Below are 23,702 nucleotides of genomic sequence, written 5' to 3'. Positions count from 1 at the left end.
TTAAGGAATAAAATATGTGCGGAATAGTAGGTTACATCGGCGGGGGCAAAGCCCTGCCGGTCTTGCTGGAGGGCTTAAAACGCCTGGAATACCGGGGCTACGACTCGGCCGGGGCGGCCCTGATCAAGGACGGCAGGCTGACGGTCAAGAAGAAGGCCGGCAAGGTCAGCGATCTGGAACACTTGCTGCAGGGCCAGGACCTGGACTCCGGGCTGGGCATCGGCCATACCCGGTGGGCCACCCACGGCGAGCCCAGCGACCTTAACGCCCATCCCCATGTGGACTGCAGCGGAACCATCGCCCTGATCCACAACGGGATCATCGAGAACTACGCCACCATCAAGAAAAAACTGCTGCAGGACGGCCACCTCATCAAGACCGCCACCGACACCGAGGTGCTGGTACACCTGATAGAGGAGATGCTGAAGAAGACCGGCGACCTGCTGACCGCGGTGCGCTACGCCCTGCTGGAGGTGGAGGGCACCTTCGGGATCCTGGTGATATCCCAGAATGAGCCCGACAAGATAATCGCCGCCCGCCGCGGCAGCCCCATCGTGATCGGACTGGGCGAGGGCCAGAATTACATCGCCTCCGACGCCTCGGCCCTGGTGGAGCACACCCGGCAGGTGGTCTACCTTAACGACGACGAGATCGCCTGCATCACCAAGGACGCCTGCGCCATCAAGACCATCCGGGACCAGGAAGTGGTAAAACAGGTGGAGCAGATCACATTGTCCCTGGCCCAGATCGAGAAGGGCGGCTACGACCATTTCATGCTCAAGGAGATATACGAGCAGCCGGAATCCATCCTTAACTGCCTGCGGGGGCGTTTGCGGGCGGAGGAGGGCGACGCCCACCTGGGCGGCCTGCATTCGGTGATCGACCGTCTGGTGAACTGCCGGAGGATCATCATCACCGCCTGCGGCACCTCCTGGCATGCGGCCCTGGCCGGAAAATACATGCTGGAGCAGATGGCCCGGATCCCGGTGGAGGTGGACTACGCCTCGGAGTTCCGCTACCGCAGCCCGGTGATCGGCCCGGAGGATGCGCTGTTCGTCATCAGCCAGAGCGGCGAGACCGCCGACACTCTGGGCGCCCTGCGCGAGGCCAAACAGAAGGGGGCGGCAGCGCTGGGAATAGTGAACGTGGTGGGCAGCACCATTCCAAGAGAGACCGAAGCCGGGATCTACATCCATGCCGGGCCGGAGATCGGGGTGGCATCGACCAAGGCCTTTACTTCGCAGATCGCAGGTTTGGCGCTGATCTCCATCATGCTGGCCCGGCGCAAGGGCATGGGCCAGACCCGGGGCAAGGTGCTGGCCGGAGAACTGGCCACCATCCCGGAGAAGGTCAAGAAAGTGCTGGAGCTGGACCAGCAGATAAAACAGCTGGCCGAAGAATTCAAGAACGTCCGCAACTTCCTCTACCTGGGCCGGGGCAGCAATTTCCCGACGGCTTTGGAAGGCGCGCTGAAGTTAAAGGAGATCTCCTACGTCCACGCCGAGGGATATCCAGCGGCCGAGATGAAGCACGGGCCGATAGCCCTGATAGACGAGAACATGCCGGTGGTCGTCGTTGCTCCCAAGGACGCCCTGTACAGCAAGGTCATCAGCAACATCCAGGAAGTGCGGGCCCGCAAGGGCCGGGTGATAGCCATAGCCAACGAGGACGACCACGAGATAGACAGCCTAGCCGAGTTCGTGATCCGGGTGCCCCGGACGGTCAGCTATTTTGGGCCGATAGTTAACGTGGTACCGCTGCAGCTGCTGGCTTATCATATGGCGGTGGCCAGGGGGTGCAATGTGGACCAGCCGAGGAATTTGGCGAAGAGTGTGACGGTGGAATAGATAGAAGCCCCGATGCGAGAGCATCGGGGCTTTGTGTTGACCCCTCCCTAAATCCCTCCCCGCTGCGGAGAGGGACTGTAAACAGCCCTTCCCGAAAAGGGAAGGAATTGGGTCAAAGTAAAACAATTTATACAATTAAGAGATGATATGTCTACGGAATCAATAACTATACTTAGTATATTAGCGGGCGGCTTATTTGGACTGCTTTTTTGGCGTAATAGTGCTTCAAAGAAAGATGCACAAAATATTCTAGCCGAGATAAAGGAACTACAAAAGCAAGTTGAACAGTCATCCAAGGTGGAGCTTTATCTTAATGGTCTCCCTGAACGAGCGAATACAAAGATACAGGGGCTTCTGAGGGATGGCCTTAAAGCTATGACCAATTATGAATGGGATAAGGCCATAGAAATATTTGAAAAGTTATTGCCCTGTGCAAGAAAAAAGGATAAAGCGATAATCTATTCCCAAATGGCATTGTGCTGGCAGAATAAAGGTAACAATGAAATTGCCATGAGGGATTATAAAAAGGCTTTTGATATATTTAATGAAATTAACGATAAATATGGCATATCGGCATGTTTTTGTAACATGGGTATTGTATTTAAGATATTGGGCGATTTACCCAAAGCATTGGTACATTATCAAAAAGCTTTGGACATATATCAAGAGATAGACAACAAGGAAGGCGTAGCCAATGCTCTCTGCAACATGGGCAATGTGCATCAGACATTGGGCGAAATGTCAAAAGCCTTGGAGCATTATCAAAAGGCTCTGGAGATATATCAAAAGATAGACAATAAGGAAGGCGAAGCAAATGTTCGCTGCAACATTGGCATTGAATATAAAACATTTGGTAAAATGCAAAAAGCCTTAGAGCATTATCAAAAGGCTCTGGAGATATATCAAGAGATAGACAATACGCAAGGCGAAGCTAGTGTTTACGGCAACATGGGCGTTGTGTATGGGATATTGGGTGAACTACCAAAGGCATTGGAACATTATCAGAAAGCTTTAGAAATACATCAAGAGACAGGCAACAAACTAGGAGAAGCCAATGCTATAGGCAATATGGGTAATGTGTATGGGATATTGGGTAAACTACCAAAGGCATTGGAACATCAGCAAAAGGCTTTGGAGATGCATCAAAAGATAGGTAACAAGGTAGGCGAAGCCAATGCTTTCTGTTGCATAGGTAATGTGTATGAGATATTAGGCGAAACGCTAAAGGCCTTGGGCCATTATCAGAAAGCTTTAGAAATGCATCAAGAGATAGGTAACAAACTAGGAGAAGCCAATGCCATCGGCAATATGGGTAATGTTTATCAGACATTGGGCGAACTGCCAAAGGCCTTGAAGCTTCATCAGAAATCTTTAGAGATTCACCAAGTTGTTGGCAACAAGGAAGGTGAAACCAATGCTCTTTGCAACATAGGCAATATATATGTGACATTGGGTGACCTACAAAAAGCCTTGGAATATTATCAGAAGGTTTTAGAAATATGCCAAGGGTATAACTTGCCGGTAATAAAGGAAAAAATTGAAGCGTGTATTAAAATTATTAAAAACCAGAGCGTTTAGATTGTACACTACCGTTTTTCATATTTCACTGACAAGCAACCACATTCCAATCTTAAGGAGGCTCATTCCACTCGTAAGGAATGGCCTTCTTTGCTTAAGGACGCTCCGTCATCGTCTAAGGAAGCACATTCCACCCTTAAGGAACCGTATTTCCCCCGTAAGGAAGCGTATTTAACCTGTAAGCAAGCATATTTTACCAGTAAGCAACCATATTTCACCCTTAAGCAAGCGCATTTAACCTGTAAGCAAGCATATTTTACCAGTAAGCAACCATATTTCACCCTTAAGCAAGCGCATTTCATCTGTAAGCAAGCATATTTCACCTTTAAGCAGGCACATTTCACCTTTAAGCAAGCGTATTTCACCTGTAAGCAAGCATATATCGAGTGTAAGGAAGCGTATTTCATGTGAAAGGAAGGACATATCAAGGGAGAAAATGCGTATAACGTGGGAAAGCAAGAGTATATCATGGGAAAGGAAGCATAAAACGAGGGAGAGAATGTGTATAGCATGGGAGAAGATGTATAAAGCGAGTGAGTAGGAAACGTATTGCATGGGGTAGGAGGCATATCACCGGTGAACCCGCGATACCGTAAACGATATCGATAGTAAATCATCAATGGTCATAAATGACCATACGTAGCAGGCCGGCGGAGTTCGGCCTTGATGAGTATGTAGCGATACCATTCATGGTATCGCTGATAATTGGTAGAAAGCATATTTGGGCACAAAACATGGGGTTTATGGGGGTAAGGGGCCAGCCCCGGGCTTCGGACCGCCCCACTTCGGTAGAAAAACAAGTTTGTCCTTCTCCGTGCGTCGCCTAATCCCCCTCCCGGTAGGAGGTGGATGCAAGTTTCCCTCTCCACCCTTCGGCAATGCTCAGGGCAAGCATTGGAGAGGGATTAAGGGAGAGGTTCGGACCCAACCAGGTTAGGTCAAAACAGAACCCCGCCTTCCCGCCTCCGCTAAAGCTTCGGCGGACAAGCCGGCGGGGTTCTGTTTTACATTGACACTTAATATCTCTTATGCTACAATAATTTCATGAACCAGTTCAAACTCGAATCCACCTACAAACCCACCGGGGACCAGCCCCAGGCCATCCAGCAACTGCTGGAAGGCATCAACGCCGGGGTCAAGGACCAGGTGCTGCTGGGCGTTACCGGCAGCGGCAAGACCTTTGCCATGGCCAACGTCATCGCCCAGCTCAACCGGCCCACCTTGATCATCTCCCACAACAAGACCTTGGCCGCCCAGCTTTACGGCGAGTTCAAGGGATTCTTTCCCCACAATGCGGTGGAATATTTCATCTCCTATTACGACTACTACCAGCCCGAGGCCTACATCCCGTCCAGCGACACCTACATCGAGAAGGACGCATCCAAGAACGACGACATCGACCGCCTGAGGCTTAAGTCCACCGCGGCCCTGCTGGAGCGGAGGGACGTGATCATCGTGGCCTCGGTCTCATGCATCTATTCCCTGGGCTCGCCCGACGAGTGGAAGGAGTACGTGCTTCTGCTGGAACTGGGGCAGAAGGCCGAACGGGAGGAGATCATGAAACAGCTGGTCCGCATCCAGTACTCCCGCAACGACGTGGCCTTTGAACGGGCCACTTTCAGGGTAAGAGGCAACTTCATCGAGGTCCATCCCGGCGACGAGAACATCGGCATCCGGATAGAGCTGGACGACGAGAAGGTGGTAAAACTTTCCCAGTTCGATCCATTGACCGGCACGGTGATGGAAACCCGCGATAGGGTGGCCATCTATCCCACCAAGCACTTCGTGGTCTCCCCGCCCCGGCTGGAGACGGCCTTTCAGGGCATCGAGGAGGAGCTCAAGTGGCGGGTGGCCGACCTCACCAACCAGGGGAAACTGCTGGAGGCCCAGCGGATCCAGCAGCGCACCAAGTACGACCTGGAGCTGATCAAGGAACTGGGCTACTGTTCGGGCATCGAGAACTACTCCCGCTATCTCTCCGGTCGCCAGGAGGGCGAGCGGCCCTTCTGTCTGCTGGATTTCTTTCCCAAGGATTACCTGCTGATAGTGGACGAGTCCCACGTCACCATTCCCCAGATCGGCGGGATGTACGCCGGGGACCGCTCCCGCAAGGAGACCCTGGTTGACTTCGGATTTAGGTTACCCTCGGCCATGGACAACCGGCCGCTAAGATTCCCGGAATTCGAGTCCATGGTCAACCAGGTGATATACACTTCCGCTACTCCGGCCGACTACGAACTCAACCGGTCACAGGGAAGGGTGATAGAGCAGATCATCCGGCCCACCGGCCTGGTGGACCCCGAGGTGGAGGTGAAGCCCATCGCCGGACAGATAGACGATCTGTTGGAGCAGATCCGCCAGCGGGTGGAGCGGAAGGAGCGGGTGCTGGTCACCACCTTAACCAAGAAGATGTCGGAGGATCTTTCGGAATATCTTGACCAGGCCGGGGTGCGGGTGCGCTACATGCATTCGGAGATAGACGCCATCGAGCGGGTGGAAATATTAAGAGGCCTGCGCCTGGGCGAGTTCGATGTCCTGGTCGGCATCAACCTCTTGCGCGAAGGCCTGGACCTGCCCGAGGTGTCTTTAGTGGCCATCCTGGACGCCGACAAGGAGGGCTTCCTCCGTTCCGAGCGCTCGCTGATCCAGGTCTCGGGCCGGGCGGCCCGCCACGTCCAGGGCAAGGTCATCATGTACGCCGACCGGGTCACCGACTCCATGAAGAAAGCGCTGGGCGAGATGAACCGCCGCCGCGCCGTCCAGCTGGCCTATAATAAGGAGCACGGCATCACGCCGCTGTCCATCATCAAGTCCATCGAAGAGGTGATGCTGGCCACTTCGGTGGCCGACTCCAAGCAGGAGGTGGTCCGGGACGAGCTGGCGGCCTACCAGGTCTCGGGGCTGTCCAATGAGGAGATCATGGCCCAGCTGGAGAAGGCCATGTTCGAGGCGGCCGCGGCCATGGACTTTGAACGGGCGGCGGTGATCCGGGACCAGATCAAGACACTGAAGGGGGACGAGGCCCCGGGAAAACCCAAGCGGACCGGAGGGATCAAGGCCCCCGCTTCCTTCGGGGCAGGCAAGCCGGACTTCGGGGTGAAGAACGTCCGTAGCAGCAAGAGAAAACCAAAAACTTAATAGGACACGGAATGACGCTGATGTATTTCTTTTCCTCCCCAACCGGGGCTCGGCCGGTACCAACCAGGGTATGTCGCGTTAAGAACCATCAGTGAGCATCGCAGTTGACGGCGGTTAAAAGCTTGTCTGGCGTGTTTGAGGGCTGGGCCAAAGCCCGAGTTCAGACAAGCCCGCCGGCAACGAGAAGCACAGCGCCCGGATGGTTCTTTGCGACGAGCTTTTTCTTTTGGTTCTTTTCTTGTTGGCGGTACAAAAAGAAAAGAACATAATTGTAAAGAATTAAGATTGACAGCCATTAAACATAATAATAGGATTAAAATGCTCAACGCTCACCAGATCCTCAAAGAGCTCAACTTCGAGCGACTGGCCGGTTCGGCCAACGAGACCAAGGCCATCAAGATCATCACCAAATACCTCGGCCAGCTTAAGGTCAAGCACCAGCTTGAGCCGTTCCAGCTACACGCTTTTGACACCGGCACCGCCAGCATCTCCTGCGGGGGAAAGACCTTCAAGGCCCATCCCTTTGGCCTGACCAAGAGCCAGATCATCAGCGGCGAGCTGGTCTACCTGGAAGACCTGGAGGTCTTGACCAACGACCGGGGCTCATACAAAGACAAGATCATCCTGACCTATTCCTACGGCCGCAAACTGGTGGAAGCCATCAAAAGGTCCGGGGCCAAGGCCCTGATAGACATTGGCAGCCCGCAACGGGAGGCCCCCAGCTGGTCGTACCGCCAGAAAAACTATGAGGAGGGATACATCCCTTCGGCCACGGTGTCCTACGAAGACGGCGCCAAGCTGGCCGGGCTGTCCGGTAAAAAAGCGATTCTCAAAATAAAGCAGACCGTTTCCCGGCGCACCGCCCGCAACATCATCGTGGACATCAAGGGCACGGGCAAAGACCGCACTTTGACCCTGGCGGTGGGGCATTACGACAGCGTGGCCCGCTCTCCCGGCTCCTGCGACAACGGCGGCGGGGTGGTCTCATTGCTCAAGGCCGTCGAGCATTTCTCCAAGAACCCTCCGGCCCGCGACCTGCGGGTGATATTCTTCTCCGGCGAGGAGATGGGCCTGCGTGGCAGCTTTTCCTATGTGGAGAAACACAAGAAGGAGATCGCGGAACGGGCCGGGCTGGTGGTCAACATCGACGTAGGCGGAGACGATCTGGGGCTGAACCATTTTGAGGTGCTGGGCACCGCCCAGCTGCAGGGGTATGTCTGCGGCATCACCCGTGAGATCGGCCACTATTTCCGCAGCGCGGTGGACATATATTCCAGCGACTGCATGCCGTTCTCGGTCTACGAGGTGCCTTCGGTCAACATTTCCCGGGAGGGCGGCCAAAGCTCGTTCAATATCCACACCCCGGGGGACACGGTGGAGTACACCTCGGCCCGGGGCCTGCAGCCCACCATCGAGGCCGGGATAAATCTTCTGGACCGGGCGCTCAACGCCAAAATATATCCGGTCAACAAGGAGATAGACCGGACGCTGAAAGACAAGATAGAGAAATACCTGTGGAACGCCCTGCAGGTGCCGCCGGAGATGAAATGGGCGCCGGAGTACAAGAAGTAACTTATAGCTGTAAGCTGTCAGCTATAAGCTGTAAGCAATGACAATCAAAGTATAATATTTGATTAAGTGCCATGAAGCTCAATCTTAAAAAAGTAAATCCCCTGATCAAACAGGCCCTCAAGGAGGACATCGGCAAAGGGGACATCACTACTTCTTACACCGTTCCGGAAGAGGCCCGGGGGCTGGCCCTGATACTGAACAAACAGGAGGGCGTGCTGGCCGGGATAGATGTCTGCCGGCAGGTGTTCTTGGCGGTGGACAAAGACCTGCAGATGGAAGCTCCACTGGCCGACGGCATCTGGCTGGAATACGGCCAGGTGGTGCTGACCATCCAGGGCCGGACCAAAAGCATCCTGACGGCCGAGCGGACCGCCCTGAACTTTCTCCAACATCTCTCCGGCGTGGCCACCGCCGCCAACGATTTCGTTAAAGCAGTGGAGGGCACCCGGGCCAAGATACTGGACACCCGCAAGACCACTCCCGGCCTGCGCTATCTGGAAAAGTACGCGGTGGCCTGCGGCGGCGGCCAGAACCACCGGATGGGGCTGTACGACATGGTGCTGATCAAGGACAACCATATCGAGGCGGCCGGCGGCCCGGCGGCGGCCATTGAGATGGTCAGGCAGAAGAACAAGAAGGTGCAGATAGAGATCGAGGTCCAGAGCCTGGCTCAGCTGGAGGAGGCGGCTGCGCTGGAGCCGGACGTCATAATGCTGGACAACATGAAGCCGGAGATGATGGCCGAGGCCTGCCGGATGGTCTTTTCCCTGCCAGCCCGGGACAGGGGGAAGCTCAAGCTGGAGGCTTCGGGGAATGTCAGCCTGGAAACTGTCCGCCAGATCGCCGAGTGCGGGGTGGATTACGTTTCCGTCGGCGCCATCACTCATTCGGCCCCGGCCCTGGATTTTTCTTTGGGCTTGAAATCCCTTGGGTGATGCATAAAGTGCTTTTATAAGGAATCCATGAAACCATGAACACTCAACATTGGAAACTTCAATAGATTCCTGCATTCCTGGTTTCCTTATAAAATTCGTATTCTGAACTCAATATCCGTAGCAATGGTTTTTTCTTGAATTGTCAATGCTTTTAGGTTATTATTACACCATGCATATATTAGAAATAGACTACATAAAACAAAACCTCAAGACCGCCGGTTTCGGCCAGAGACTTTATTACTTTGAAAAGCTGGGATCCACCAGCGATCAGCTGAAGGAACTGGCGGCGGGCAATGTGCCGGACGGCACCATCGTCATCGCCGAGGAACAGAAGGCCGGGCGGGGGCGTTCCGGGAATTCATGGTATTCACCGCCCGGAGTGGGCCTGTATCTTTCATTGCTGCTCCGGCCCAAAGCCAATCCCATCAAAATGCAGGGGCTGACTTTGGCCCTGGGCTGTTCGGCCGCCAAAACACTGGAAGCCGCAGCCGGGATCCCGGTGGAGATAAAGTGGCCCAATGATCTTTACTGCAGGGGCCGCAAGCTGGGCGGGATATTGTCCGAGTCAGATCTCAAGGCCGGACTGGTGGACAACGTAGTCATAGGTATGGGATTCAACCTGAACAACCAGATGCTTCCCCTGGAACTGTGCGAAACCGCCACCTCGCTGGAACTTGAATCCGGCAAACATATTTTCCGGGAGGACCTGCTGATAGCCCTGCTGACGAACTTGGAAAAAGATCATCAGAGATTTATGGAACAGGGTTTTTCGGCCTTCACCGGGGAACTTAAGCCCAGGTTCTTCCTCAACCAGAAATGGGTGCTGGTCTCCGGCGATGACGGGCAGTTCCAGAAGGGCGTGGTCACCGGATTTGACGCCCAGGGCGCTTTGCTGCTGCTGGACCAGGACGGCCAGGCCATTTGCTGCAGTTCCGGCACGGTGGCGGAGATCGGCTGATCATGCGGCTGCTGATAGACATCGGCAACAGCAAGCTGGGGCTGGCGGTCTTCTCCAAGAACAAATGCGTCCGCCAGGCCAGGATGGAGCACGGCGGCCGGCCGGACTACGACCGGGTGTACAACTTCCTGGACAAGGCCATGGGGGTAAAATCCATCAAGTCAGCCGCCATCTGCTCGGTGGTCCCGGAAATAACCCAGCATACAGTGACGGCCGTCAAACAGCTGCTGGATATTCACTGCCTGGTGGCCGACGCTTCAACCTTGAAAGGTTTTAAGACCCGGTACCGGTTGCCCCAGCAATTGGGCTGCGACAGGGCGGTCTGCTCTTACGCTGCCGCCAAACTTTACGGAATGCCGGTGATAGTGGTGGATATCGGCACAGCCATCACTTGGGACGCCGTGGATCCTTTGGGCCGGCATCTGGGCGGGGCCATTGCCCCGGGGCCGGCGACCATGGCCAGGTCCTTGAACGAAAAGACGGCACAGCTTCCGTTGATCCCCATAAAAAGGCCCAGGGCAGCCATCGGCCGCGACACCGCCGGGTCGGTAGAATCCGGTATATACTGGGGAACCATCGGGATGGTAAAGGAACTTGTCGCTGTCATCTCCGCCGAGATGAAGGGGCGGCCCAAAATAGTTGTTACCGGTGGCCTGGCCGGAATGGCCGGGCCGCACATCAAAAATTCAATAACCGACCAACTGCTGATCTTCAAGGGTTTGAACCTGGCTCTGCAGGAAAAAGAGGAACAAGAAAGGTAAACTTTACATGGCCATAGATATCATCATAAATGCCACCGACCGCGAGATGCGGATAGCCGTATTGGAGGACGAGGGCAAGCTCTCCGAGTTCTGGGTGGAGCGCCCCCAGGAAACACTTTCGGTGGGCGACATTTACAAGGGGGTGGTGGAAAAGGTGCTGCCGGGACTGAACGCCGCCTTCGTCAACATCGGGACCTACAAAAGCGGTTTTCTGTCGCTGGATGACGCCATCTTTGACCTGAGCGACCTGGCCGATGATGAAGCCGGGGCCAAGCCCGCCTTTAAACCGCAGAAAGCCGCCCTGAAGGCCGGTCAGGAGATCATGGTCCAGATCTCAAAGGAACCGTTGGGGAGCAAAGGCCCCCGGCTTACCTCCTACGTCTCTTTCCCCGGCCGCTTCTGCGTGCTGATCCCCAACCAGGGCGGCATCGGCATTTCCCGCAAGATCGAGAACCGGGAGGAACGTTCCCGGCTGCGCAAGGCTCTTCAGCCTTCGCTGCCCAAGGGATCCGGCCTGATAGTCAGGACCGCCGCGGTGGGGGCGGACCAGAAGGTTTTGGAACGCGACGTCAAGGAGCTGGTGAAGAACTGGCAGCAGGTGCAGAAACAGTATGTAAGGGCTAAAGCGCCCTACCGGGTGCACGCCCAGCCGCCCTTCATCATCAGCCTGCTTAACGACCTGGCTTCCTACGACATCCACAGCATAGTGACCGACCACAAGAACACATTCAACCAGATCGCCGGCCACCTGAAGGGGACCGATGACGGGCTTAAGAAAAAACTGCTGTGGTACCGGGAGGAGATCCCCCTGTTCGAGGCCTACCAGGTAGAGACCCAGGTGGAGAAGGCGCTGAACCGCAAGATCTGGCTGAAAAGCGGGGGCTATATCGCCATCGACCAGACCGAGGCCCTGACAGCGGTGGACGTCAACTCCGGGAAGTTCACCGGCAAGAAGGACGCTGAGGCCATGGTGCTAAAGGTCAACCTGGAGGCGGCCCAGGAGATAGCCCGCCAGGTGCGCTTAAGGGACATCGGCGGCATCATAGTGGTGGATTTCATCGACATGAAATATTCCCAGCACCGCAACCGGGTGCTCCAGGAGTTCACCCTGGCGGTCAAGGCCGACCGGTCCAAACCCAATGTTTACGCCATCTCTCCGCTGGGGCTGGTGGAGATGAGCCGCAAGCGGATCAAACCCAGCCTCTGGCAGTCCCTGACCGAGACCTGTCCGGCCTGTAACGGGGCGGGCAGGATATTCACCGCCTATACCAGCGCCCAGATGCTGGAGCGCAAGATGCTTTCGCTGAAGCCGGACGTCAAGCGTCGCCGGCTGGCCATCAAGGCCGGCAACCTTTTGTTCGATTATCTCTCCGGCCCCGGCCAGGCCATCCTCAAGGCGCTCAACCGGGAGCTGAGGACGGAGCTGAGGATCTCTTCCGACCGGAAGATGCCGGTCAATTCCTTCAAGATCATCAATCTGGAGGACGAGCAGGAGATAGTCTGATTTCCGCGGACCAAATATAAATGTAAAAAAGCGAGAGCTGACTCTCGTTTTTTTATTGACAAAAGATGAATTTCTGCAGGATTTTTGTTTGAACCGATTTTTAGTATTGACAGCAGGTTAAGTTTGTTATAAAATATTAGTTCTCTAACGATTTAACCCGCCCTGAATGGTTAAATTGACTGAGAAGCCGGGATGGTGAAATTGGTAGACACGTACGTTTGAGGTGCGTATGGCGCAAGCCTTGTGGGTTCAAGTCCCACTCCCGGCACCATTATTTAAACCTTTGGTTTTAAAACCCGCTTAAGCTATAGGCTTGGCAGGATCTTTTCCGGGAACTGCACATCGGGTAACGACCTAAAATCCTGTTTTCGCATAACCCCAATGAAAGGCCTTGAGCTATGGTGTTCGTCAAACAGATATTTGACCAGCATTGCGCCCACCAGCTTTTAAAGCTGTCCATCAATGCCTTCAACCAGGGTGATTACCAGACAGCCATAGACCATCTTACCGTAATCCACGAACACGAAAGTTCAGTGGGGAGACGGTGCAGCGAGGTGGTCCTTTTTTATTTGATAGAGGCTCACACTTCTTTGGGGAAGATCTACTGGCAGCGGGGCAGCCTGGATGATGCCATAGAGGAATACCATACCGCTTTGGGGCTGGCCCCCAAATATGCCGACCTGTATTTTACCCTGGCTAAAATATATTCCGAGCACAAAGAACCTGCCAAGGCCCGCCAGGCTTTGAGTCAGGCGCTTTCCATCAATCCCAATTACAACGAAGCCAAGCTGAATCTGGCTTTTCTGGAAGCCCAGGCCGGCAACAATAAAAAGGCGCTGGATATATTCTGCGGGTTGTCCCAGACCGACAGCTTTTACGACCAGGTGACGTACGATAAGGCGCTGGAGGCCTCTGCCAAATCGGATTTCCGGGCAGCCTTTAAGCTGTTTGCCCAGGCTTTCCGGGTGACGCCCGACCGGGCCCGCTCGCTTTGCGCCATGGGCCAGGACGCCCACCGGGAATGCCGCTACGACGAAGCCATCAAATATTATCATCAGGCAAAAAAACTTCAACCAAAATATGCCGATGTATACAACCTGCTGGGAGTCAGTCTGGCCCAGAAAGGGTTGAATAAACAGGCCATAGTGCAGTTCCAGAAGGCTGTGAAACTGGCCCCGCGCTTCAGCCGGGCCTGGCTTAACCTGGCCTATGCCTGGAACCAATTGGGACAAGTCTCCAAGGCAAAGACGGCTCTGTCCAAGGTGCTGGGCATAGACCCCAGCAACCGTCTGGCCAATGAATTGGCTAAAAAAATGAAAAATACCCCAGCCAGCAGGAGAGGCAAAGGCGATGTCCGAAAATAGGGATTATTACAGCATTTTGGGAGTGGACCGGATGGCGGGAGAGGCTGATATCAAAGCGGCCTACCGCAAGCTGGCTCTAAAGTATCATCCCGACCGCAATCCCGGTGAATCCCGGGCCGGTCTGGCCAGCACTTCTTTCCAGTCCGTCAACGAGGCCTACCATACGCTGATCGACAAGGAAAAGCGGGCCAAGTACAACAAGGCCCTAACCGAAAAGGCCGCCGGGGTGGAAGGAGCCACAGTCCAGTCAAACCAGGCCGAGATGTCTTACCGCTACGGGCTGGAGGCCTATAAGACCTCGCAGTTCAAGCGGGCGGTGGAATATTTCCGGGTGGCGGTAAAACTTAATCCCAAAAAAGCCATTTATTTCAACCGGCTGGGGCTGTCCATCATCAAGGCCGCCGGGCCGCTGGAGGATGCCAAGGCCAGTTGTGAGCGGGCCATTCAGATAGAGATGTACAATCCCGAACATTATCTCAGTCTGGGGATAGTCTATCAGACAGCCGGCATGAACGACAAGGCCCGCGATCAGTTCAAGGAGGCTCTTAAATGGGATCCCAAGAATGTCCAGGCCCAGAAAAGGCTGGAGATGGTGGGCAAGGGCGACAAGGGGTTTCTGGGCGGACTTTTCGGCAAGAAGTGATAACGGAACAGACAGGAGTGCCGCCCTCGAGAGCGACAAATAATAGCGTAAGCGAATTAACGTGATTCTAATGGATAAATAAAAGGTGATATTCAGTCAGTATAAATCATGTAAATTCTGTCAAAAAGTACCTCTATTCTTCTACCTGAACATAAGGCAAAGTTCAGACGGTTAATTCCCAAATCAAAGCATTGAGGTGATACTATGGAATCAGCCAGCAGCAATTACGAAAAATTGTTGAAGGAACTGACCGATCTTATCCCCGGAGCGGTCTCGGCCAGCCTGACCGGCGTAGACGGCATCGGAATTGCCTTCTACAACATCGACCCGGCCTTCGATCCCACCCTGGCAGACGCAGAGTTCGCCACCATGCTGGCCACCGCCAACCGGGCCGCCCAGAGCCTGGCGGTGGGCGACATTTCCGAGCTGATATTTTCCACCCAGAAGATCACCATAATCCTCAAGATGGTGGGGACTGATTTTTATCTGGAAGTGGGCCTTCAGGCCGGCATGGGGAACATCGGCATGGCCAGGATGCAGATGCGCAGGGCATCCGAGGCATTCATCAAGGTGCTGTATTAATCTGTAAGCAAATAATTGGAGTTTAAAATTGTCAAACCACGAACACAATAGCCCCGATCAGGCCGGTCAGGTGATAGAAAGCATCGCCCAAAGGGAGCAGGAGCTGCAGGGCATGCTTAAAGGCGCCCAGGCCGAGGCTGAAAGAATATTGAACGAAGCCAGGACCCAGGCCGGGCAGCTTTTGAAATCAGTCCAGCAGGATCTTTTGCAGCAGGCCGGCCAGCAGAAAAAGTCCAGGGAAGAAAAAGAACAGAAGATCAGGGAGCAATTGTTGGACAAGGCCGGTAACGAGGTGGCCGCCCTGGAACAAAAAGCGCTGGCCAACCGCCAAAAGGCCGTGGAGGCAATAGTGCAACAGGTACTGCCGGAGGAGCAATAACAGCATGATCGTGGCAATGGCCAAAGCGCTGGTGATAGGACCCAAGGCCCTGCAGCCCCGGGTCATCAAAACATTGCAGACCATGGGCCGGGTGCATCTATCCGGCCTGGACTGGAATGGGCACAAGCTAAAACCATATGATCTGAGTCCCCAGCAATTGGCCCGTAAACAGTGGCTGGAACAGATCGGTTCGGACATCGACCAGGCCTTGGCTCTGCTGGGCTTCCGGGGTAAGCCAGCCAGGATATCCTCGCCTGATTGGGAAACCCTGCCTGCGGTTATTGCCGCCTGCCAGCAAAAGGCCAAGGAGCTGGCCCGGGAGAAAATGGAATTGGAGGATGAATTGTCGCTGGTGGAAAGCTACCGCGAAGCCTACCGGGCGCTGGCTCCTTTGATGTCGCGGCTGGAATCCAGTCAAAAGCTTAAAGCATTCGGATTCATAGTCAAAAGCGGCGATGTTAAAGTAATAACTGCGCTTTCTCTCCAGCTGAAAAAAGCAACCTCCGGACGGTGTGAGTTATTCAGCCACCCTTTGAACGACGGCCGGACCGCGGCCCTGGCGGCTTATCACGCAGCAGATACCGACAAGATAAAGGCCTTCTTTTCCAAGGCCGGGATCAGCGAGCTTAAATTACCTACCTCCCTGGAGGCTAGGCCCATGGCCGAGGTGGTGTCTTTGCTTAAGGAAAAATCTTCGGCCCTGCCTAAAAGAATGGAAGAGATCGGACGGGAGCTGGCTGAATTGTCAAGTTCGTCAGGTCCCGTTTTGCTGGGTTACCGGGAGCTGATGGCCGATGAGCTGTCCCGCTTCGGGGCCTCGGCCCAGACCGGCCAGGGGAGCCTGACCTTCGTTATACAGGGCTACCTGCCCCAGAGCCAGGTGGAAGAATTAAAATCCCTGCTCCGGAAAGAGTACCAGGACCAGGTCACCGTGCAGATAGTGGAGATAGACCATCACCAGGCGGAAAATGTCCCGGTGGTGTTAAAGAACCACAGCCTGATAAGACCTTTTGAGATGATGCTTTCCATATTCAACCCGCCCCGGTATGGAACGGTGGATCCCACGCCTTTTATAGCTTTTTTCTTTCCGTTGTTCTTTGGGTTCATAGTCGGCGACATAGGTTATGGGATTCTAATGCTGGTTGCCTCAATTCTGGTCATGATCAAGCTTAAAAATAACGCGCTGGCCAGGTCGCTGGCAACCATCTTCATGTTTTGCGCCGTATGGACCACCATCTTCGGAGTTATTTTCGGGGAGCTGTTCGGTGATTTCGGCGAGCACATGCACTGGATCAAACCAATGGCCGAGAATCTTAATCGCCTGAGCAGCGAGTCCATCATGACCCTTTTCAAGATCGCGTTGATGATCGGTGTGGTTCAGGTCTATGTAGGTTTTGGGATCATGCTTTACATCGGCATCAAGCACCGTAACCTGCACCATATTCTGGAACCGCTGGCCTTTGCCCTGGGTATTATCGGTGTTTTCGGTGTATTCTTTACCATGATGATCAAAATGCTGCCGGCATCGTTCATGTGGCCGTCAATAATCCTGACCGGAGCCAGCGCGGTTACCCTGGGCATCCTGGCCGGGGTGGCCGGCCCTATCGAGATCTTCGGAGCTGTCGGCAACATCCTGTCCTATGCCCGTCTCTTTGCCATCGGGCTCTCGGCGGCCTACCTGGCTTACGCCGCCAACCTGATAGGACGGACCATTGGAGGCGTGGCTGGTTTCCTGGTGGCGGCCCTGGTCATCCATCCGCTGTTCTTTGCCCTGGGCCTGATCAGTCCCATCATGCAGCCTTTCCGTCTGCAGGTGGTGGAATTCATGACCAAATTCAAATACCACGATTATCCAGGTAAACAATACAAACCATTAAAAACAATAGGAGGTAAGTAATGCGGAAACTTTTGGTTGTGGTCCTGTTATCCCTGATCTTAGCGCCCCTGGCTTCAATCGCTTTTGCCCAGGATCACGGTGCTACCCCGGCCACCGAAACCCAGCCGGCCGCCCCGGCCAACAATAACAGCGTCGTGATCTGGAAGGCCCTGGGAGCCGCTCTGGCCATAGGCATTTCGGCCCTGGCCACTGCCTGGGCCCAGAGCCGGATCGGTTCGGCCGCAGCCGGAGCCATGGCCGAGAAGCCCGAGATCGGCGGCGTGATGATCGTGCTGGAGGCCCTGCCCGAGACCATCATCATCCTGGGATTCGTGATCGCCATCATGATTGTGGGTATCAAGTAACCAATTTCCCGGTCATTTGCTGACAGGCGCTGCGCTATGCAGCGTCTGTCAAAACGATTATCTTTGGAAGATATTCCGGCCCTTAACTTCGCAATCAATGCAATTAAATTTTAATATATAAGCTTTATGGAATCCGAACTCTTAAAACTGATAGAGAACGAGGCCCAGGCCGAAAAGCAGAGGATACTGGATGCTGCCCGGCAGGGCGCCCAGGATATTATGGACAAAGCCCGAGCCCAGGCTGGCCAGATGAAGGAGTCCCAGCAAGCCCTGCTTGCCGCTGAAGACAGCATTGCCATGCTCAAGTCTCAAAGCGCCGCCCACCTGGAATCATCGGCTTTGGTGCTTTCGGCCAAGGACAGGATCATCAGCGGCATCTTTGCCGAAGCAGCCCAGCAGTTGAACTCGCTGAGCGGAGCCCCGCTGAAGAAGGCCCTAAAGAACCTGATGGCCGAGGCCTGTTCCCAGTTCGGACCCGGCATGGTGGTGACGGTGAAAAAAGAAGATCTGGCGCTGGCCCAGCAGATAGCCAAGGAACTGAAGCTGGACGCCAAGCTGGAAGCGGATCCTCAGGTCAAGGACGGGGTGATCGTCTCCAGTCCTGATAAGACATCGGTGGTGCTGAACCGCTTTGCCGACCGGATGGCCCGGGCCAAGCCGGCTTTAACCTCGTCATTAGCGCAATTATTGTGGGGTTAATATAATGCCGTCGGATTATGGTTACATAAACGCCAGGATCAGGGGGCAGCACAGCCGTCTATTAAAACCGGGTGCCTACGAAGAACTGCTGGCTTTGCCGGGGTTTCAGCCTATGGAAAAATGGATGGAATCCAGCCCGTATTCAAAGCAATGGCATCTGGCCAGGGCCAGGTATCAGGGGCTGGAGGCCTTGGAGTGGTCGCTGGAGAAGAATTTCTGCCAGACCACAGAATTGCTTTTGAAGATAGCCGAAGGCCGGCCGCATGATCTGATCACCATCATTCTAAGGCGCTGGGACCTTTCAAACCTGATCGCAGTGGCCCGAGGGATATACGGCGGGTGGAGCACGGCCGAGATACTGAAAAGCGTTCTGCCGGCAGGCAGCATCAGTGAAGTGAAATTGCAGGAACTGGCCAGCCAGCCGGATCTGGCCGGACTGGCCGATACCCTGTATACCTGGGGAGATGATTTTCATCTGCCCATTAAACAGGCGCTGGAAGAGTATCAAAAGGAAAAGGACCTGGCTCCGGTGGAACTGGAGTTGTATAAATATTATTATTCCCGGGTCTTTAAAAAACTTCCGTTATGGGGTGAAGATTCCGCCTCGCTGAAAGCTCTTTTCCAAAGGGAGATCGACATACTGAATGCCAAGGCCCTAAAAAGGCTTAAGGAAAAAAAAGATTTGAAGCCCGAGTCGATCCAGAAATATTACATCCCCGGCGGCACTCTTCTATCTAAAGAAAGGTTCATAAGATATTTTGACCGCAAGGAGGGGCCCAAGGTGCTAGCCTCGCTTAAAGGATCGCCATATTACAGCTATCTGTCCGGCAAGGGCAGCGACCAGAGAACGGAAGAGAACCTGGAGCAGGAACATTTCAAGGAATTGTCAAAACTTTATCAGGGGAACCCGCTGGGCATAGACCTGGTGCTGGGCTTTCTCTGGCAGAAGTATTACGAGGTCATAAACCTGAGGCTGGTGGCCCGGGGCAAGTTTTACGGCATCAGCGGCGACCAGATCCGTGACCAGCTTTTGCTGTGGTGAACATCCATAAAGAAGGAAAAATTACAGGTAAGGGGTTTTAAATGAAAAAATGCTTGATAGTGCTGCTGGCGGCCGGGTTGTTCCTTCCGGCTCTGGCCATGGACCCGCCGGGGAACCTGCAGGTACGGGATGTTCCCAATGACGACGGGCGTTCGTTGATCCTGACCTGGGACAAGGCGGCCGCCGAAACAGCCGATCCGGCCGCTTTCAAAGGCTACCGGATACTGCGGTCAGAAACTGCCGGCGGCCCCTATGCCGAGGCGGGCTATGTTTTTCCGGGCAGCCTGGAGTTCACCGACAACACGCTCACCCCCGGCGTGCAGTACTACTATCAGATCAACGCCGTTACTTTTACCGACTCCGCCCAAACCGCACCTTTAGGTCCGGTGCAGTCCAGCGCCCAGTGGTTCAACACCGCCCGGGCAAACATTTTGATAGCCTTTTTGGTTTTTACCGGACTGATACTGCTTTACATCTATAAGGCCCGGCACGGGGCCGATCTGTTTGTCCGCCGCATCGCCGGACTTTCGGCGGTGGATGAGGCCATCGGCCGGGCCACCGAAATGGGGCGGCCCATCCTTTATCTGCCTTCGGGCGGTCTTTCGGCGGTGTCCGACATCCAGACCCTGGCCAGCCTGGTGATCCTGGGCCGGGTGGCCAACAAGGCGGCCGAATATGACACCCCGTTGCTGGTTCCCTGCTCCGATCCCCTGGTGATGACCCTGGCCCAGGAGATAGTGAAATCAAGCTATATGAACGCCGGACGGCCCGATGCCTACCGGGCGGAGAACATCCGCTACCTGACCAACGAGCAGTTCGCCTACACCGCCGGGGTGGACGGGATGATGGTCCGGGAAAAGCCGGCCGCCAACTTCATGATCGGTACTTTTTACGCCGAATCGCTGATCCTGGCCGAGACCGGCTATTCCACCGGAGCCATCCAGATCGCCGGTACCGCCATGATCACCCAGCTGCCGTTCTTTGTGGCGGCTTGCGACTATACCCTGATCGGCGAGGAGATCTATGCTGCCTCGGCCTATCTTTCCAAGGAGCCGGTGCTGTTGGGCACCATCAAGGCCCAGGATTGGGGCAAGGCGGCGGTGATATTCCTGATCCTGATAGGTGCGGTGATGCAGACTTTGGCCCTTAAATTCCCCCAGCTGGGTTTCTTCGCCGGCTGGCTGATGCCGCGGTAAACAAGAACACAAGTTTACTGCTAAAAAAGACTATATTATCATGGAACTGACCGGATTTGCGGGATAAATTAAAGGTATGGTAATCAATCCTGTTAAATCATGTAAATCCTGTCTGTTTCGTAAATATTTTTCAGTTGTTTGAAACATAATCATCCGGCGATAATTTCGGAGACCTGATATGAAAAAAACAATTCCTCTGGCGATAACCTTCCTGGCCGGGTTTTACATGATCCTGGCCTTCTTTGTACCGCATCCCATAGTGGCCAATTCGGCCCAGGAGATGCAGTCCTGGGAGATCATCATCGTGGCCTTTACCCTGGTGCTGGGGATCGGAAACCTGATCTTCGTTCACGCCGAGAAGATCCAGCGCCGGCGCCAGGGCTGGTTCTACAGCCTGACCCTGCTGGTCTGCCTGGCTTTTATGATGGTGCTGGGATTGTTCTGGGGCATCAAAGAGGGAACTGCCTACTACTGGCTTTATGACAACGTGATGGCCCCGCTGTCCTCGGCCATGTTCTCGCTGCTGGCCTTCTTCATAGCTTCCGCCGCCTATCGGGCTTTCCGGGCCCGCAACAAGGAGGCCACCCTGCTGCTGATAGCCGCCGCCATCATCATGATCGGGCGGGTGCCGCTGGGTAGCTGGCTTTGGCAGCATGTTCCGTTTTTGGGCGCCAAGGTCCCGGCCCTGCTGGACCAGGTCACCCAGTGGGTGATGGAGATCCCCAACACGGCCGGCCAGCGGGGCATCAAGATCGGGGCCGCCCTGGGAGCGGTTTCCATGGCTTTGCGGATGCTGCTGGGGATCGAGCGCTCCTACCTGACCACCGGCGGCAATTAGAGGGAGGATGACGAATATGAAAACATTTTTGGAAAGATTGACCCGGATAGACCGGCGCTGGATATTTTTGGCCATGGGCCTGACCGTGGCTTTGGCTTTGCTGATAAACGTCAAACTGCCCATGACAGTCTCCGGCGACGTGAAGCAGGCCTATGACCTGCTGGAAAAACTGCCCGAGGGAAGCCCGGTGCTTTTCTCCTGGGATTACGATCCCGGCTCCATGCCCGAGCTTTATCCATTGTCGGCTGCCATGCTGCGCCATGCCATGCGCCGGAACCTGAAAGTAGTGATGATGGGTCATTGGGTAACCGGGACCCCGCTGATCGAGAAGCAGGTGTCCGAGGTCATCCGGACCGAATATCCCGGCAAGGTCTACGGCCGCGATTACGTCAACCTGGGCTACAAGTCGGGCCAGGCGGTGCTGGTGGTGACCATGGCCAAGAGCATTGCCGACGCCTTCCCCCAGGATTATTACAAGAACAGGACAGACACTCTGGAATTGATGAAGCAGGTCAAGTCGCTTAAGGATATGGGGGCGGTGGTCTCTTTTTCGGCCGGCGACCCGGGGCTGATAATGTGGATACAGTTCGCCTGGCAGCGGTTTGGGGTCCCGGTCACCGGGGGCTGCACCGCGGTCTCGGCCCCGGAGTTCTCGGCTTATTTGCAGTCGGGCCAGCTGGTGGGTCTGATGGGAGGGATGAGGGGCGCAGCCGAATACGAAGTTCTGGTAGATCATCCGGGCGCGGCCTCCACCGGGATGTCGGCCCAAAGCCTGGCTCATTTCCTGATAGTGGGATTCATTTTGGTGGGAAACATAGCCTTTTTCCTGACCCGCAAAAAGGAGGAGAAGTAAAATGGCAGTTTTCGGAATATGGCTGGGCGCTCTTTTAACGCTCTGCATCTACAGCTTTTTGTACAAGGACAACCCCCTTTACAAATTTGCCGAGCACGTCTACGTGGGGATCTCGGCCGGATACTTTGTGGCGGCCGAGTTCCATAACGTGGTGCTGCCCAATCTGTGGAATCCACTGACCACGAATTTCGCCCACAAGTATTATCTGATCATTCCCGGGGTGATGGGACTTTTGGTCTTCTTCGCCTTCTCCCGCAAACACAATTGGCTGCTGCGTTTCCCCATCTCCATGGTGGTGGGGATGGGCGCCGGGCTTTCGGTGACCGCCTTTTTGTCCACCGACGTCCTGGCCCAGACCCAGGCCACTTTGATCCCGATGAATTCCCTCAACAACTTCCTTTTGGTCTTGGGAGTTCTGGCCACCCTGGTCTATTTCTTCTTTTCGGCCGAGCATAAGGGGTTCATCGGAGCCGGAGCAAAGCTGGGGGTCTGGTACTTGATGATCGCCTTCGGGGCGGCCTTCGGGTACACGGTGATGGCACGGATCTCACTGCTGATCGGCCGGATGCAATTCCTGCTGGGAGACTGGCTGCACATACTGAAATAGAGAGGCCTTTTGGGTCCTCAATTAGCCACAGAGGCTCAGAGGCACAGAGAAAACCAATTTAAAGTAAAAGGTTGCATGAACCGTTTAGCTATAATAACCGACAGCGGCACGGCCACCGGGTTCCGGATGGCCGGAGCCGAGACTTTTGAGGTCAAAGATAACAGCGAGCTTCAGGCAAAAGTGCTGGAGTTGATCCATGCCGAAAGCTACGGGCTGATAGCGGTCAACGATCAGCTGGCCGGAGACCTGGGCGAGGATGTGGCCCGGGCCCTTAAGAACAAGGCCTTGCCTGTAGTTCTGCCGTTCCCGGTGCCCAAGGAGGGCCAGGTGATTAGCGGGGAGCAGTATCTGGCAAAATTGGTGAAGGATGCCATAGGATTTTACGTAAAACTTAAATAAACGAGCATTAACATTAAATAATGGAATCAGAAAATTATGAAGCCTGCGAAATTTGTTCTGTTTGTTTTCTCTTTTGTTGCTGTTTTGTCTTTTTATGCGCAAGCTCAAGACATAGGAACGTCTTCTATGATAATCGGGCAAAAGTATGATTCGTTATATCAATACAAGTCTATAAGGACTCTGCATACTTTTTGGAGCGGCCCAAAGCTATTAATAAACGGCGATACATATTCATTGAAATATATGTCGGATATTGGTAAACCATTTAAATCTGTGATGTCGGAATATAAATACTACCAATCTTCAAATAGAATAAAAAACATTTCATTCACGACGGCTTTTATACTATATTGTGCGGCGTTCATTCCGCAATCTAAGGATAATCCCAGCAATAGCGATTATACTTTATCGCTTTCCTTGCTCGCCGGTTCGCTTGTAAGTATCATTATTGGCGGGATAAATGAGATTGCTGAAGCGAACCATATGGAAAAGACCATATGGCTTTATAACCGGGAAGTAATGAGACCTCAAATTACAATATCTGATACGTTAAATCAATGATTTGG

22 protein-coding genes and 1 tRNA gene are annotated in these 23,702 nt (G+C 54.4%); all 23 read left to right on the top strand.

Annotated features, from left to right (window positions below; genetic code table 11):
* Nucleotides 1–14: 14 nt before the first annotated feature.
* The 23 genes from glmS (at nt 15) to HZA73_03445 (ending at nt 23,697) form a co-directional block, all read left to right on the top strand.
* A complete protein-coding gene (gene glmS / locus HZA73_03555; GenBank protein MBI5805100.1) occupies nt 15–1,847 on the top strand; it encodes a glutamine--fructose-6-phosphate transaminase (isomerizing) in 1,833 nt (610 codons plus the stop codon).
* Between the two features lie 147 nt (nt 1,848–1,994).
* Nucleotides 1,995–3,425 carry a tetratricopeptide repeat protein gene (locus HZA73_03550; protein ID MBI5805099.1) on the top strand — a complete coding sequence of 477 codons (1,431 nt, stop codon included), beginning with the start codon at nt 1,995–1,997 and terminating at the stop codon, nt 3,423–3,425.
* Between the two features lie 1,044 nt (nt 3,426–4,469).
* Nucleotides 4,470–6,563, top strand: a complete 2,094-nt coding sequence (uvrB, locus tag HZA73_03545) for an excinuclease ABC subunit UvrB (protein MBI5805098.1) — start codon at nt 4,470–4,472, stop codon at nt 6,561–6,563.
* Between the two features lie 318 nt (nt 6,564–6,881).
* Entirely contained in the window at nt 6,882–8,135 is a 1,254-nt protein-coding gene (locus HZA73_03540; protein ID MBI5805097.1) for a M20/M25/M40 family metallo-hydrolase, read from the top strand.
* A 71-nt stretch (nt 8,136–8,206) separates the two neighbouring features.
* A complete protein-coding gene (gene nadC / locus HZA73_03535; GenBank protein ID MBI5805096.1) occupies nt 8,207–9,070 on the top strand; it encodes a carboxylating nicotinate-nucleotide diphosphorylase in 864 nt (287 codons plus the stop codon).
* A gap of 169 nt (nt 9,071–9,239) precedes the next feature.
* Entirely contained in the window at nt 9,240–10,028 is a 789-nt protein-coding gene (locus HZA73_03530; protein MBI5805095.1) for a biotin--[acetyl-CoA-carboxylase] ligase, read from the top strand.
* Between the two features lie 2 nt (nt 10,029–10,030).
* Complete coding sequence (locus tag HZA73_03525; GenBank protein ID MBI5805094.1) at nt 10,031–10,789, top strand: type III pantothenate kinase; 759 nt, start codon at nt 10,031–10,033, stop codon at nt 10,787–10,789.
* Nucleotides 10,790–10,796: 7 nt separating this feature from the next.
* Nucleotides 10,797–12,293, top strand: a complete 1,497-nt coding sequence (locus HZA73_03520; GenBank protein MBI5805093.1) for an Rne/Rng family ribonuclease — start codon at nt 10,797–10,799, stop codon at nt 12,291–12,293.
* Between the two features lie 186 nt (nt 12,294–12,479).
* Nucleotides 12,480–12,564, top strand: a tRNA-Leu gene (locus HZA73_03515).
* Nucleotides 12,565–12,691: 127 nt separating this feature from the next.
* Nucleotides 12,692–13,657: a tetratricopeptide repeat protein gene (locus HZA73_03510; GenBank protein MBI5805092.1), complete on the top strand. Its 966-nt coding sequence runs from the start codon at nt 12,692–12,694 to the stop codon at nt 13,655–13,657.
* Nucleotides 13,644–14,300, top strand: coding sequence for a DnaJ domain-containing protein (locus tag HZA73_03505; GenBank protein ID MBI5805091.1), 657 nt, complete (start codon nt 13,644–13,646; stop codon nt 14,298–14,300). The genes HZA73_03510 and HZA73_03505 overlap by 14 nt, the downstream gene beginning before the upstream one ends.
* Nucleotides 14,301–14,504: 204 nt before the next feature.
* Nucleotides 14,505–14,882, top strand: coding sequence for a hypothetical protein (locus HZA73_03500; GenBank protein ID MBI5805090.1), 378 nt, complete (start codon nt 14,505–14,507; stop codon nt 14,880–14,882).
* 28 nt (nt 14,883–14,910) lie between these two features.
* Nucleotides 14,911–15,261: a hypothetical protein gene (locus tag HZA73_03495; protein MBI5805089.1), complete on the top strand. Its 351-nt coding sequence runs from the start codon at nt 14,911–14,913 to the stop codon at nt 15,259–15,261.
* A gap of 4 nt (nt 15,262–15,265) precedes the next feature.
* Nucleotides 15,266–17,158 (top strand): hypothetical protein, encoded by a 1,893-nt coding sequence (locus tag HZA73_03490; GenBank protein ID MBI5805088.1) that lies wholly within the window; start codon nt 15,266–15,268, stop codon nt 17,156–17,158.
* Nucleotides 17,158–17,502: a hypothetical protein gene (locus HZA73_03485; GenBank protein ID MBI5805087.1), complete on the top strand. Its 345-nt coding sequence runs from the start codon at nt 17,158–17,160 to the stop codon at nt 17,500–17,502. Before HZA73_03490 ends, HZA73_03485 begins: the two co-directional genes overlap by 1 nt.
* Nucleotides 17,503–17,628: 126 nt before the next feature.
* Complete coding sequence (locus HZA73_03480; GenBank protein MBI5805086.1) at nt 17,629–18,201, top strand: hypothetical protein; 573 nt, start codon at nt 17,629–17,631, stop codon at nt 18,199–18,201.
* 4 nt (nt 18,202–18,205) lie between these two features.
* Nucleotides 18,206–19,243 carry a V-type ATPase subunit gene (locus tag HZA73_03475; protein ID MBI5805085.1) on the top strand — a complete coding sequence of 346 codons (1,038 nt, stop codon included), beginning with the start codon at nt 18,206–18,208 and terminating at the stop codon, nt 19,241–19,243.
* Between the two features lie 41 nt (nt 19,244–19,284).
* On the top strand, nt 19,285–20,439 hold the full coding sequence (locus HZA73_03470) for a fibronectin type III domain-containing protein (protein ID MBI5805084.1): 1,155 nt from the start codon (nt 19,285–19,287) through the stop codon (nt 20,437–20,439).
* 178 nt (nt 20,440–20,617) lie between these two features.
* Complete coding sequence (locus HZA73_03465; protein MBI5805083.1) at nt 20,618–21,277, top strand: hypothetical protein; 660 nt, start codon at nt 20,618–20,620, stop codon at nt 21,275–21,277.
* A 16-nt stretch (nt 21,278–21,293) separates the two neighbouring features.
* Entirely contained in the window at nt 21,294–22,130 is an 837-nt protein-coding gene (locus tag HZA73_03460; protein MBI5805082.1) for a hypothetical protein, read from the top strand.
* Between the two features lies 1 nt (nt 22,131).
* Entirely contained in the window at nt 22,132–22,737 is a 606-nt protein-coding gene (locus HZA73_03455) for a hypothetical protein (protein ID MBI5805081.1), read from the top strand.
* A gap of 75 nt (nt 22,738–22,812) precedes the next feature.
* Nucleotides 22,813–23,136, top strand: a complete 324-nt coding sequence (locus HZA73_03450) for a V-type ATP synthase subunit F (GenBank protein ID MBI5805080.1) — start codon at nt 22,813–22,815, stop codon at nt 23,134–23,136.
* Between the two features lie 36 nt (nt 23,137–23,172).
* Nucleotides 23,173–23,697 (top strand): hypothetical protein, encoded by a 525-nt coding sequence (locus tag HZA73_03445; GenBank protein MBI5805079.1) that lies wholly within the window; start codon nt 23,173–23,175, stop codon nt 23,695–23,697.
* Nucleotides 23,698–23,702 lie beyond the last annotated feature (5 nt).

This window comes from candidate division TA06 bacterium (genome assembly GCA_016235665.1).
Lineage (GTDB): Bacteria > Edwardsbacteria > AC1 > AC1 > EtOH8 > UBA5202.
This window is presented reverse-complemented; position numbering and strand designations above follow the sequence as displayed.